The following is a 12680-nucleotide window of genomic DNA, read 5'->3' as shown; positions in this document are numbered from 1 at the left end:
CTGCAGAAGTACGGGGTGCGGGTGGTCGAGAGCACCTCGAGCGGGAGTTGCGGCAGCGGCGCGGGTCCGAGTTCGACGTGGCCGCGCAGCACCCGGCGCAGCGGGCCGCGGAGCCGGCCGGCGGTCAGTTCGCCGTCGACGGGCACGAGCGGCCGGCCGTCGGCGTCCTTCTTGCCGAGGATGCGCGGCGGATTGTCGGTACCGTAGAGGATTTCGCGGATCTGGGTTTCGACGAACGCGGTCTTGTCCTCGACGACGATCAGCTCGTCGAGGCCGGTGGCGAACTCGCGCACCCGGTCGGGCCCGACGGGATAGGGCATGCCGATACGCAGCAACCGGATGCCGGCGGTGCGTAGCTTCGCATCGGTGACACCGAGGTCGAGGAGCGCCTGCCGCAGTGCGTCGAACGTGGTGCCGGCGGCGGCCAGCCCGATCCGGGCGTGCGGTGGGTCGACCTCGATGACGTCGAGGTTGTTGGCCTTGCCGTAGGCGTGGACCATCTTCCATCGCGGACCGTACAGGTCGGCCTCGGAGATGACGCTGTCGCTCGGCGCAGCCATCGGGCGCTGCCGGAAGGCTCGATCGGCGGCGGCGGTATCGGCTGCCACGCGCTCGTCACGATGTCCGGTCGCGCGGACAGCGCCGTCACCGGACTGACCCAGATGGGCGGCGAGGGCACCCAGTGGATCGGCCAGGCCCCGTTCACCGACGTCGGCCACATGTTCCAGAACCTCGGCGACGGCACGTATTTCCACTCCGGTCAGCTCGCCGTACAGGCATGTGTCGCCGCGGGGGTGAACATCACCTTCAAGCTGCTCTACAACGACGTGGTCGCGATGACCGGCGCGCAGAGCGCCGAAGGTTCCCTGACCATTCCCGAACTCACCCACAAGCTCACCATCGAGGGTGTCCGCAAGATCATCATCTGCTCCGACGACCCCAAGCGGCACCGCAAGCGCAGCCTGGCGCGCGGTGTGACGGTCTGGCATCGCGACCGGCTCGACGAGGCGCAGAAACTGCTGCGCGAGGTCGAGGGTGTCACCGTGCTCATCTACGACCAGCACTGCGCCGCCGACGCCCGCCGCAAGCGCAAGCGCGGCGAGCTGCCCACCCGCAACACCCGCGTGGTGATCAACGAAGCCGTGTGCGAGGGTTGCGGCGACTGCGGAGTCAAGAGCAACTGCCTGTCGGTGCAGCCGGTCGACACCGAATTCGGATCGAAGACCCGCATCGACCAGACCTCGTGCAACACCGACTACTCGTGCCTCGACGGAGACTGCCCCTCGTTCGTGACGGTCGAGGTCGATCCGCGGCAGAAGCCGCAGCGCCGCACCGCCGCGACACCGCCGTCCGTGCCGGACCCCGACGTGGACGAGCCCGCGGGTACCTGCAACGTCTTCCTCGCCGGCATCGGCGGCACCGGCATCGTCACCGTCAACCAGGTTCTCGCCACCGCCGCACTGCGCGCCGGCTTCGACGTCGAATCCCTCGACCAGATCGGCATGAGCCAGAAGGCGGGGCCCGTCGTCTCGCACCTGCGGTTCGCCGCCGGCGGCCTCGAACCGGGCAACCGTGTCGCGACGGGGGGCGCCTCGTGCCTGATCGCCCTGGATCTGCTCACCGCGGCCGATCCGAAGAATCTCGCCTACGCCGACCCCGGTGTCACGGTCGCGGTGGCGTCGACGAGCCGAACCCCCACCGGCGACATGGTGTACGACAGGTCGGTCCGCCACCCCGACGAACCCCAGCTCCTCGCGCGCCTCGACGCCGTGACACGCGCGCTCACGTCGTTCGACGCGTCGGCCGCCGCGCAGACCCTGTTCGGTGACACCACCGCCGCCCACTTCCTGATCGTGGGCGCCGCCCACCAGCTCGGCGGCCTGCGGATCCCCGCCGAGGCCATCGAGGAGGCCATCGAGATCAACGGTGTCGCGGTGCAGGCGAACCTCGCGGCGTTCCGCTGGGGACGCGTCGCGGTCGCCGACCCGAAGGCGTTCGCGGCAGCCACCGAACCGGAACGGCGCGAGCGCGCCGCCACCGTCGCCCCGGACCACCTGCTCGCGCACACCACGCTCGACGGCGAGACCCTGCGGCTGGTGACGGTGCGGGCCGCGTCGCTGATCGACTACCAAGGCGAACGCCTCGCCGCCCGCTACATCGACCGCGTGCAGTCGGTGTGGGAGTCCGAACGCCGCGTCACCGATCGCACCGAGTTCAGTGAAGCCGTCGCGCGCGGACTGTTCAAGTTCACCGCGTACAAGGACGAGTACGAGGTCGCGCGGATGCTCGTCGACCCCGCGTTCATCGATGACGTGCGGGCTCAGGTACCCGGCGGCGAACAGCTCACGTACCGGCTGCACCCACCGGTGCTGCGGACACTCGGCCGCACCGAGAAGATCGGCTTCGGGCCGAAGTCGCATGCGGTGCTGAAGGTTCTGGCGAAGGGCAAGCGCCTGCGCGGCACCCGTCTCGATCCGTTCGGCTACGCCCACGTCCGTCGGCTCGAACGTGCGCTGCTCGCGCACTACACCGGCACCGTCGAGCGGCTGGCCGCCGAATTGACCGCCGGCAATTACGACCGTGCCGTGCAGATCGCCGAGCTCCCGGACACGGTCCGGGGCTACGAGGGCGTCAAGCTGCGGTCCATCGAGCAGTACCGTGCGCGGCTCGCCGAACTCGGCGTCGACGACCTTGCTTGAGACACAGCAACTTCCGACTATCGAACTCTCTTCGCTCCGAAAGGAACTCCGCATGACCAGCTCGACACTCGACCGCCCGGCCGTCTCCGACGTACCGCCCGGAGTATTCGGCCGATCCCATCACCTGTCCGACCGTCCGCACGAGCAGGTCGTCTTCTGTCAGGACGCGGCGACCGGCCTGCGCGCGATCGTCGCGATCCACTCCACCGCGCTCGGTCCCGCGCTCGGCGGCACCCGCTTCTATCCCTACGCCGACGAGGCGAGCGCGCTCGAGGACGTGCTGCGGCTGTCGTGGGGGATGACCTACAAGGCCGCGGTCGCCGGCGTGAACCTCGGCGGCGGCAAGGCCGTCATCCTCGGCGACCCCGCAGTTCTCAAGACCGACGCGTTGCTCGGTGCCTACGGGCGGTTCGTCGAATCCCTCGGTGGCCGCTACATCACCGCCGCCGACGTCGGCACCTCCGCCGACGACCTGGACGTGATCGGCCGGCACACCGCGCACGCGGTGGGACGCACCACCGCTGCCGGGGGATCGGGAGACAGTTCACCGCTCACCGCGCTGGGCGTATTCCAGGCGATGCGCGCCGGAGCCGAACAGGTTTGGGGCGCAGCCACACTCGCCGGTCGCGTGGTGGGTGTGGAAGGCCTCGGGAAGGTCGGGTACGAACTCGTGGGGCTGCTCACCGCAGACGGTGCCGAGGTGGTGGTCTCCGACGTGAACCCGGTCGCGCTGAGGCGGGTGGTTGCGGACTTCCCGGCGGCACGGGTCGCCGACGCGGTCGTGGCGGCACCGCTGGACGTGTATGCACCGTGCGCGCTCGGCGGCACGCTGACCGCATCGACCGCCGGCAGCCTCTCGGCGCGGATGGTGTGCGGCGCAGCCAACAATCAGCTCGCGCGTCCCGAGGTCGAGCACCTGCTGCGCGACCGCGGCATCACCTGGGTGCCGGACTTCGTCGCCAATGCCGGCGGGCTGATCCAGGTGGCGGGGGAGGTCGACGGCTCCGACGCGTCGGTCGTCCGGTCGCGCGTGGAAGGCATCTTCGAGCGCACGACCGAGATCTTCGACGTGGCAAGCACATTGGCGATCGCTCCCGGTGCGGCGGCGAACCGGATCGCGGAGCAGCGTATCGACGCCGTCTGACGACCGCTCGGATCGAGGGAGGGGAGGCACCACGGGTGCCTCCCCTCCCTCGTGTGTGTTCGGCTCAGCGCCGAGCGGGTACCGGCACGGAGCGTCCGTGTCCCGAATCGCGGGTGAGGTGTTCGAGCAACGGCTGCGTCCGGTACGGCACCGGGGTCGTCAGCGCCAGCGTGGTCGTGGTGTGCGCGACGCCCTCGATGCCGTGGATGCGCTCGAGCACGATGAGCAGATCTTCCTGCGACTGCGCTGCCATTCGGATCAGCAGGTCCTCGCGACCCGTCGTCGCGTGCACTTCGAGCACCTCGGGGAAGCGCTCCAGCGCCGCGATGACGTGCCCCATGCGGGCCTGGACGAGCTCGGCGCCGATGAATGCCTGCAGCGGCACGCCGAGCCGGGGGAGATCCATCACCGGGCGGTATCCCGTGACGGCCCCGGACTCCTCGAGCTTCCGGATCCGCGACTGGACGGTGTTGCGAGCGACACCGAGCTTCGCCGCGAGGTCGACGATGCCGGCGCGCGGGTTGTGCGTGAGCTCGGCGAGCAGGGTCGCGTCGAGCCGATCGATACTGAGCACAATGACGTCCTTCCAGAAGTGATGCGCATCACATTTGAGCATACTGCGCAGCTATCCAGAAAGATATTGACACGAATCGTGACGCTGCGATTATTACTGCATTGAATTGCTCATGTGATCGCTCTTCCGGCGCCTGACAGCCGTCGCCCGTGAGCGTCCCGCCCCCGGTCACCCACAAGGTCCGGTGGGCACCACAACCCATCCGAGGAGCACACCCCATGCCCGGAGTCGGAATCTGGCGCACGAAATCCGTCGAACAATCGATCGCGGACACCGATGAACCCAATTCGAAGCTGCGACGAGAACTGACAGCCAAGGACCTCACCGTTTTCGGTGTCGCCGTCGTCGTCGGTGCCGGTATCTTCACCCTCACCGCGCGCACCGCCGGCAACGTTGCGGGCCCGTCCATCTCGCTGGCCTTCGTACTGGCCGCAATCGCGTGCGGCCTCGCCGCCCTGTGCTACGCGGAATTCGCGTCGACCGTGCCAGTCGCGGGCAGCGCCTACACCTTCTCGTACGCCACCTTCGGCGAGTTCGTCGCCTGGATCATCGGCTGGGACCTGATCCTCGAGTTCGCGCTCGCCTCGGCGGTGGTCTCCAAGGGCTGGTCGATGTATCTCGGCGGCATGCTCGGCGCCGGGGGCACGACGATGCACCTGGGGCCGATACCGATCGACTGGGGTGCGCTGCTCATCGTCGGTGCCATCACCGTCGTCCTTGCGATCGGCACCAAGATGTCGTCGCGCGTGTCGGCCGTCGTCACCGCCATCAAGGTCGCGGTGGTCCTGCTGGTCATCGTCGTCGGAATCTTCTACATCGACAAGAGCAACTACTCGCCGTACATCCCGGAGGCCGAAGGAGCACAGAGCACCGCAACCGGCATGCACCAGACGCTGTTCTCGGCGCTCACCGGCGCCGACGGCAGCAGCTACGGCTGGTACGGCCTGCTCGCCGCAGCAAGCCTCGTGTTCTTCGCCTTCATCGGATTCGACGTGGTCGCCACCACCGCCGAAGAGACCAAGAACCCCCAGAAGTCCCTGCCGCGAGGAATTTTCGGCTCGCTGGCCATCGTCACCGTCCTCTACGTCGGTGTCACGCTCGTCCTGACCGGCATGGTGAAGTACACCGATCTGCGCACGGGTAGCGCACTCGTCGGCGACGGCAGTGCGACACTGGCGACCGCCTTCGAGGCGCACGGCGTCACGTGGGCACAGATGGCAATCAACATCGGCGGACTCGCCGGCCTGACCACCGTCGTGATGGTGATGATGCTCGGTCAGACCCGCGTGCTGTTCGCGATGTCCCGCGACGGGCTGATGCCGAAGAAGCTGGCCACCACCGGCCGCCGCGGCACCCCGGTACGCATCACGCTGATCGTCGGCGGTGTCGTCGCGGTCCTCGCGGCGGTGTTCCCGATGGGTGTGCTCGAGGAAATGGTCAACATCGGAACCCTGTTCGCGTTCGTGCTGGTGTGCATCGGAGTGATGGTGCTCCGCCGCACCCGACCCGACCTGCCGCGTGGATTCCGGGTCCCGCTCGTGCCGCTGATCCCGATCCTCGCCGTCCTGGCGTGCGGGTGGCTCATGCTCAACCTGTCGGTCGAGACCTGGCTGCGGTTCGTGGCGTGGATGGCTCTCGGTATGGTCGTGTACTTCGCCTACGGCCGCCGCAAGTCGGTGCTCGGACAGCGACTGAAGGCCGCCCGGGCCGAGGCCGAGAAGGGGAACGACGCGATCGTGCCGGTGCGCGAACCCGAACCGGTATAGATCATCCGGTCGTCGCGCCGCGCCGGACGGCATGTCGTCGAGCCAGCTCAGTCATCTCGGTGACTGACAATGTTCACGACATTGCCGTCCGGCGCACGCACGAGGAACCTCCGCACACCCCACGGTTCCCGGGTCAGTGGATGCACTATCTCCAGGCCCCGACGCTGCGCCTCCTCGTACGCGGCTTCGACTTCGTCGCCGACGTGCACGGAGATCGTCGAGTCGACCGGCGAAGTTGCGTCCCGAGAAACCAATTGGACGATCGCACGGCCGTCGGGGGACTGGAGATTGACGACCCAGCCCAGATTGAAAGCCTCGACGCTGAGACCGAGAAAGTGCGCGTAGAAGTCTCGCGCTTCCTCCAGGTCGGGAACCGAGAGATTGGCCACGATGCCGGTGGGTTTCATGAATCACTCCTCGTGCCGAACCGAAAAGAACAGTTCATTCTGTTCCGGTCGGCGAGGCGAGTCGAGGCACGGCCGCAGATTTTCGATTCGGATTCATAACGGCCGCGACGACCGTCCGGTCGAAACCCCACAAGCACGTGGTCCGCTCGCCGTCATCGGCGAGCGGACCAGCTTTCAGCAGTTCAGAACCCGGCGGGACTCAGCAGTCGAAGTACAGCTGGAACTCGTAGGGGTGCGGGCGCAGGTTGACCGGAGCGATCTCCTGCTCACGCTTGATCGAAATCCAGGTCTCGATCAGGTCGGTGGTGAAAACGCCACCCTCGGTGAGGTACTCGTGGTCGGCCTCGAGACGGTCGATGACGGCGTCGAGCGACGTCGGAGCCTGCGGGATGTTGCGGGCCTCCTCCGGCGGGAGCTCGTAGAGGTCCTTGTCGACCGGAGCGAGGGGCTCCATCTTGTTCTTGATGCCGTCCAGGCCCGCCATCATCTGAGCGGCGAAGTTCAGGTACGGGTTGCCCGAGGAGTCCGGCGCGCGGAACTCGAGACGCTTGGCCTTCGGGTTGTTGCCCGTGATCGGGATACGCACCGCGGCGGAACGGTTGCGCTGGCTGTACACCAGGTTGATGGGGGCCTCGTAGCCCGGAACCAGACGGTGGTACGAGTTGATCGTCGGGTTCGTGAACGCCAGCAGCGACGGCGCGTGGTGCAGGATGCCGCCGATGTACCAGCGCGCGAGATCGGACAGACCCGCGTAGCCGGACTCGTCGTGGAACAGCGGCTTGCCGTCCTTCCACAGCGACTGGTGCACGTGCATGCCCGAGCCGTTGTCGCCGAACAGGGGCTTCGGCATGAAGGTCGCGGTCTTGCCGTTCTTCCACGCCGTGTTCTTGACGATGTACTTGAACAGCTGCAGATCGTCGGCCGCGGCGAGCAGAGTGTTGAACTTGTAGTTGATCTCCGCCTGACCGCCGGTGCCCACCTCGTGGTGACCGCGCTCGAGTTCGAAGCCGGCGTTCGCCAGGTTGGTGGAGATCTCGTCGCGCAGGTCCACGTAGTGGTCGTACGGCGCGACGGGGAAGTAGCCGCCCTTCGGGCGGACCTTGTAGCCGCGGTTCGGGGTGCCGTCGGCGTTGTAATCGACGCCGGTGTTCCAGCCGCCGGAGATGGAGTCGACCTCGTAGAACGAGCCGTTCATCTTCGAGTCGTAGGACACGGAGTCGAAGATGTAGAACTCGGCCTCTGCACCGAAGAACGCGGTGTCGGCGATGCCCGTGCTGGCCAGGTATTCCTCGGCCTTACGTGCGACGTTACGAGGATCGCGGCTGTACGACTCCCGCGTGAACGGGTCGTGGACGAAGAAGCTGACGTTGAGGGTCTTGGCGGCGCGGAAGGGGTCGAGGCGCGCGGTCGTCACGTCGGGGAGGAGCAGCATGTCCGACTCGTGGATGGACTGGAAGCCACGGACCGACGAGCCGTCGAATGCCAGGCCGTCCTCGAACACGTCCTGGTTGAATGCCTTCGCCGGGATCGAGAAGTGCTGTTCGATGCCGGGCAGGTCGGTAAAGCGGATGTCGACGTATTCGACGTTCTCGTCCGCGATGTACTTGATGACCTCTTCGGCCGTGGTGAACGCCACGCTTGTGCTCCTTCAGTCGGTGCGCGCCATTGGTGCTGGGGCGCCTGCGTCGGAACAGACGGTATGGACCCGGTGTTGCCCGGTCGTCAATCCCATGTTTCGCCGGTGTTACACCTCCGTCCGACCTGCTGTGAGGACGAAAACGTGGTACAAGTCACCGCCGGCAGCATCGGATGGCCGTGTTCCGCTGTACCCAGCCTATCCTGGTGTCATGGCACGGATGACGGGCAGTTGGCTTTCCGGACCTGCCGCCGCCCTTCCCCAGGGGCAGCAGCAGGAGCAGAAGTATCCCGGGCAGCTGCTCGGGCTGCCGGAGCAGGGACCGGGTTCGCTGGTCTCCACGGCACGGCGAGCGCTCGCGCTCATCATCGACTGGTTCATGTCGATGGCGATAGCGATGGCGCTGGTGGGCGACGACCCACTGCAGAGCCCATCGCTCTCTGCGTACACCCTGCTCGTGTGGTCCGCGGTGGGAATCCTCTGCGTGACCCTGTTCTCCTTCACCCCCGGCCAGTTCATCGCCGGCCTGCAGGTCGTCCGGGTCGACGCCCCTGCGCGCGTCGGTCTCCTGCGGGCCGTGTCGCGGCAACTTCTGATCGTCTTCATCGCACCGGCGATCATCACCGACGTCGACGGCCGTGGCCTGCAGGATCGGGCCACCGGCACCGCGCTCGTTCGCTCCCGCTGACAACCTGACAACTCCGACGCTCTCGTTGTAGACGAATGTCGGATCGGTCCACTCCGGGTGGTCCGATCCGACATTCGTCAGAAGAGCGGGGTCTGCGTCCCCGGATCAGCGGCGACGGATCGTGCGCTGCACGCTGCGCATCTTCGCGCCGGCGGGTAGCGGACCCTTCGGCATCGCCGCGCCGGTCTTCTTGGTGCTCAACGCCGACAGACGACCCTCGATGGTGTCCATCCGCTTGGTGTCGATGTTGCGCGGCCGCTGTCCCAGGTATTTCTGCAGCTGCGGCAGGGGGACCTGGCCCTCGTCGTTGCCGACCACGACCTCGTAGATCGGGGTGTCGCCGATCAGACGCGACACGCGCTTCTTCTCCTGCGCGAGCAGGCCCTTCACGCGACCGGGGTTGCCTTCACCGACGAGGATGACGCCGGGCCGGCCGATGACACGGTGAATCGCGTCGAGCTGGGTGGTGCCGGCAACGGCCTGCGACACCCGCCACGCGCCTTGCAGATTGTCGAGAGCCCACGCGGCGGCACCGGCCTGCCCGTCGGCTTTCGCGTAGACCGTCTTCTGCACGCGTCGGCCGAAGATGATGAACGCGAGGAGCAGGCCGACGAGGATGCCGACCGGCAGCAGAAACCACTGGATACCGAAGATCAGGCCGATCACGAAAAAGACGACGATCGACGCGACCAGCACACCGATCATCCAGGGCAGTAGAAGCTTGTCTTCCTTGCGCTGGATCTGGAACGCCTGCCAGAGCTGTGTGCGACGCTCCTTCGACGCCTGCTTACGAGCGGCTTTCGCCGCCGCTTTCGCTTCCTTGCTGTCCTTGCTGCCCTTCGCCATGGTTACCAGGATACTTTCCCCGTGGTGACCTATTCGCCACCACGGGTACCAAGGCCGATCTACTGCCCGAAGCGGGCGAGAACCGAGCTGGCTTCCTGCGACGCCGAGCCGGACTCTGCGAGATGCGCCTGGTCAGCGGGCAGTTCGCGGCCGTGGTGGGCCATCGCCTGCGCGTACAGTCGGCCCGCCCGGTAGGACGAACGGACCAGCGGCCCGGCCATGACCCCCGCGAACCCGATCTCCTCGGCGGTCTTGGAATGCTCGACGAACTCTTCGGGCTTGACCCAGCGCTCGACGGGATGGTGCCGTGGCGACGGCCGCAGGTACTGGGTGATCGTGATGATGTCGCAGCCGGCGTCGTGCAGATCGTGCAGCGCCTCGGTGATCTCCTCGGGAGTCTCGCCCATGCCGAGGATGAGATTCGACTTGGTGACCAGACCGAATTCGCGCGCGGCGGTGATCACGTCGAGGGAACGCTGGTAACGGAACGCGGGGCGAATGCGCTTGAAGATCCGGGGCACGGTCTCGACGTTGTGGGCGAGCACCTCGGGACGGGACTCGAACACTTCCCGGAGAAGTTCGGGCTTGCCGTTGAAGTCGGGAATCAGATTCTCGACTCCGGTGCCCGGGTTCAGTTCGTGGATCTGCCGGACCGTCTCCGCATACAGCCAGGCGCCGCCGTCGGGAAGGTCGTCGCGGGCGACGCCGGTGATCGTCGAATACCGCAGGCCCATCGACTGAACGGACTCGGCGACGCGGCGCGGTTCGTCGCGGTCGAGGGCGGACGGCTTGCCGGTATCGATCTGGCAGAAATCGCAGCGCCGCGTGCACTGCTCACCGCCGATGAGGAACGTCGCCTCTCGATCCTCCCAGCATTCGTAGATGTTGGGACAACCGGCTTCCTCACAGACCGTGTGCAGACCTTCACGTCGCACCAGGCCCTTGAGCTCGGTATATTCCGGGCCCATCTTCGCCCGGGTCTTGATCCAGTTCGGTTTGCGTTCGATCGGCGTCTCTGCGTTTCGGATCTCGATCCGCAGCAGTTTGCGTCCTTCTGGGGCCACAGTCACGACCTCGATCGTACGCCGGGCGCTTTCCCGCGAGAGCGCCGGGGAGAGCCCGTCAGAACCGGATGGTGGTGAATTCGGTGCTCGCCGCGGAGCCCTGTGTCGGTGCCACAGCCTGGTCGAAGGTAACCCGCTCGATGTCGTGTTCGCGGACGGGAAGCCGACCGTCGAGCGCGTCGACGACCGCGTCCGTGACCGCGGGCATCACCTCGTGGACCGTCACGTCCCGGCCCAGTTCACCCGTCAGCGACGCGACCCCGGCGTCCCGGATTCCGCACGGAACGATGGAGTCGAAGGCGTCGAGAGCGGAGTTGCAGTTCAGTGAGAACCCGTGCATGGCGACACCTCGCTGCACCCGGATACCGATGGCCGCTATCTTGCGTTCCGGCAGCCATCGGCCGTCGCGCAGTTCCGCGGGCAGCCAAACCCCCGATCGTCCCTCGACCCGGCCGCACGACAGCCCCATATCGGTGCATACCGAGATGAGGGCCTGCTCGAGCCGGCGCACGTACCCGACGACGTCGATGGGCTCGGCGAGCTTCACGATCGGGTACCCGACGAGCTGTCCGGGGCCGTGCCAGGTGATCTTCCCGCCGCGATCCACATCGATGACGGGAGTGCCGTCGGTGGGACGGTCGCCGTCCTCGGTGCGCCGCCCGGCCGTGTAGACGGGTGGGTGCTCGAGCAGCAGAAGGGTGTCGGCGCCGATGTCGTCGGCGCGCTCGTTCACGAGCTGGCGCTGCCGCTCCCAGGCCTCCAGGTATCCGATCTGGCCGAGGTGCACGACGGCGACCGGGGCGGAGTCGAAACGGGCGGACGAGGTGGCATTCATAGACATTGAGATTACGCCCGTCCGGTCCTCCCGGTTCCTGCAAGTGCCGTGTCACGGGAAACGGAAAGCGGGGGCACCGTCGAAATGACGATGCCCCCGCTCCGTACCGGGAAGCCGTTCAGCAGAACACGGCCGGTGCGTCAGAGACCGAGGTCGGCCTCGAACGCGCCTTCCTCGAGACGATGCTTGATCGTCTTCAGGAACCGGCCCGCATCCGCGCCGTCGACGAGACGGTGATCGTAGGTCAGCGGCAGGTAGCACATCGACCGCACGCCGATGGACTCGTTGCCGGTCTCGTCGGTGACGACGACAGGGCGCTTGACGATCGCGCCGGTGCCCAGCATCGCCGCCTGCGGCGGCACCAGGATCGGGGTGTCGAACAGCGCGCCCTGGCTGCCGATGTTGGTGATGGTGAACGTGCCACCCGAGAGTTCGTCGGGCTTGAGCCCGCCGTTGCGGGCACGGTTCGCGATGTCGGCGATCGCGCGGGCCAGCCCCGCCAGCGACAGGTCGCCGGCATTGTGGATCACCGGCGAGAGCAGACCCTGCTCGGTATCCACCGCGATGCCGAGATGTTCGGCGGCGTGGTAGGTGATCTGCTTCTTGTCCATGTCGTACGAGGCGTTGACGTTCGGGTGCGCCCCGAGAGCCTCGACCACGGCCTTCGCGAAGAACGGCAGGAACGTGAGGTTGACGCCCTCGCGCTCGGAGAACGCCTTCTTCGCGTGTGCGCGCAGCTGCGCGATCTTGGTGACGTCGACCTCGAAGGTCTGCGTGAGCTGCGCGGTGGTCTGCAGCGACTCGAGCGTCTTGATCGCGGTGATCTGCCGGATCCGGTTGGCCTTCTGCGTGGTACCCCGCAGCTGGGCCAGTTCCGGACGGACGCCGGGAGCGACACCGGACGGTGCCTTCTCGGCAGCCGGTGCCGACGCTGCAGCGGGTGCGGCAGCGGCGCTCTTCTTGACCTCCGCAGCGGCGAGCACATCCTGCTTGCGGATGCGGCCGCCGACACCGGTGCCCT

General features: G+C 67.1%; 10 protein-coding genes and 2 pseudogenes. 4 read left to right on the top strand and 8 right to left on the bottom strand.

Annotated elements, in window-relative coordinates:
- A pseudogene (locus Q8814_RS19580) lies at positions 1-608 on the bottom strand (indolepyruvate ferredoxin oxidoreductase family protein); the annotation flags it as partial.
- On the opposite strand from Q8814_RS19580, the pseudogene Q8814_RS19575 reads away from it, so the two are divergent.
- Both Q8814_RS19575 and Q8814_RS19570 read left to right on the top strand, forming a co-directional pair.
- Positions 564-2699 (top strand): annotated as a pseudogene (locus Q8814_RS19575) (indolepyruvate ferredoxin oxidoreductase family protein); the annotation flags it as partial. The pseudogenes Q8814_RS19580 and Q8814_RS19575 sit on opposite strands and share 45 nt — an antisense overlap.
- Before the next feature lie 52 nt (positions 2700-2751).
- Entirely contained in the window at positions 2752-3843 is a 1092-nt protein-coding gene (locus tag Q8814_RS19570) for a Glu/Leu/Phe/Val family dehydrogenase (RefSeq protein ID WP_330153661.1), read from the top strand.
- Between the two features lie 64 nt (positions 3844-3907).
- On the opposite strand, the gene Q8814_RS19565 is transcribed toward Q8814_RS19570, so the two are convergent.
- Positions 3908-4417 (bottom strand): Lrp/AsnC family transcriptional regulator, encoded by a 510-nt coding sequence (locus Q8814_RS19565; protein ID WP_330153660.1) that lies wholly within the window; start codon positions 4415-4417, stop codon positions 3908-3910.
- Between the two features lie 218 nt (positions 4418-4635).
- Between Q8814_RS19565 and Q8814_RS19560 the strand changes: the two genes are divergently transcribed.
- Positions 4636-6183 (top strand): amino acid permease, encoded by a 1548-nt coding sequence (locus tag Q8814_RS19560; RefSeq protein ID WP_330153659.1) that lies wholly within the window; start codon positions 4636-4638, stop codon positions 6181-6183.
- 47 nt (positions 6184-6230) lie between these two features.
- Here Q8814_RS19560 and Q8814_RS19555 read toward each other — a convergent pair whose 3' ends face one another.
- Complete coding sequence (locus Q8814_RS19555) at positions 6231-6590, bottom strand: VOC family protein (RefSeq protein WP_330153658.1); 360 nt, start codon at positions 6588-6590, stop codon at positions 6231-6233.
- A gap of 199 nt (positions 6591-6789) precedes the next feature.
- Complete coding sequence (glnA, locus tag Q8814_RS19550; RefSeq protein ID WP_330153657.1) at positions 6790-8226, bottom strand: type I glutamate--ammonia ligase; 1437 nt, start codon at positions 8224-8226, stop codon at positions 6790-6792.
- A 211-nt stretch (positions 8227-8437) separates the two neighbouring features.
- Here glnA and Q8814_RS19545 point away from each other — a divergent pair, with 211 nt between their 5' ends.
- Entirely contained in the window at positions 8438-8914 is a 477-nt protein-coding gene (locus tag Q8814_RS19545) for an RDD family protein (protein WP_330153656.1), read from the top strand.
- Positions 8915-9019: 105 nt separating this feature from the next.
- Here Q8814_RS19545 and Q8814_RS19540 read toward each other — a convergent pair whose 3' ends face one another.
- The 4 genes from Q8814_RS19540 to sucB form a co-directional block, all read right to left on the bottom strand.
- On the bottom strand, positions 9020-9760 hold the full coding sequence (locus tag Q8814_RS19540) for a DUF4191 domain-containing protein (RefSeq protein ID WP_330153655.1): 741 nt from the start codon (positions 9758-9760) through the stop codon (positions 9020-9022).
- A gap of 59 nt (positions 9761-9819) precedes the next feature.
- On the bottom strand, positions 9820-10830 hold the full coding sequence (lipA, locus tag Q8814_RS19535; RefSeq protein ID WP_330153654.1) for a lipoyl synthase: 1011 nt from the start codon (positions 10828-10830) through the stop codon (positions 9820-9822).
- A 52-nt stretch (positions 10831-10882) separates the two neighbouring features.
- The gene (gene lipB, locus Q8814_RS19530) at positions 10883-11659 is read right to left on the bottom strand and encodes a lipoyl(octanoyl) transferase LipB (RefSeq protein ID WP_330153653.1); all 777 of its coding nucleotides are present in this window, start codon (positions 11657-11659) and stop codon (positions 10883-10885) included.
- Between the two features lie 140 nt (positions 11660-11799).
- Positions 11800-12680: 2-oxoglutarate dehydrogenase, E2 component, dihydrolipoamide succinyltransferase (sucB, locus tag Q8814_RS19525; RefSeq protein ID WP_330153652.1), on the bottom strand; the 881-nt coding region annotated here is incomplete at its 5' end.

Source organism: Rhodococcus chondri (assembly GCF_036327435.1).
Taxonomy (GTDB): domain Bacteria; phylum Actinomycetota; class Actinomycetes; order Mycobacteriales; family Mycobacteriaceae; genus Rhodococcus; species Rhodococcus chondri.
Note: the sequence above shows the minus strand (reverse complement) of the source record. Positions and strands in the feature narration are given on the sequence as shown.

What these genes read in the sequence shown, in the direction of transcription:
- Q8814_RS19555 (WP_330153658.1), bottom strand. Translation starts at nt 6,590, where the DNA reads ATGAAACCCACCGGCATCGTGGCCAATCTCTCGGTTCCCGACCTGGAG.
- lipB (WP_330153653.1), bottom strand. Translation starts at nt 11,659, where the DNA reads ATGAATGCCACCTCGTCCGCCCGTTTCGACTCCGCCCCGGTCGCCGTC.
- Q8814_RS19570 (WP_330153661.1), top strand. Translation starts at nt 2,752, where the DNA reads ATGACCAGCTCGACACTCGACCGCCCGGCCGTCTCCGACGTACCGCCC.
- Q8814_RS19540 (WP_330153655.1), bottom strand. Translation starts at nt 9,760, where the DNA reads ATGGCGAAGGGCAGCAAGGACAGCAAGGAAGCGAAAGCGGCGGCGAAA.
- Q8814_RS19545 (WP_330153656.1), top strand. Translation starts at nt 8,438, where the DNA reads ATGGCACGGATGACGGGCAGTTGGCTTTCCGGACCTGCCGCCGCCCTT.
- Q8814_RS19560 (WP_330153659.1), top strand. Translation starts at nt 4,636, where the DNA reads ATGCCCGGAGTCGGAATCTGGCGCACGAAATCCGTCGAACAATCGATC.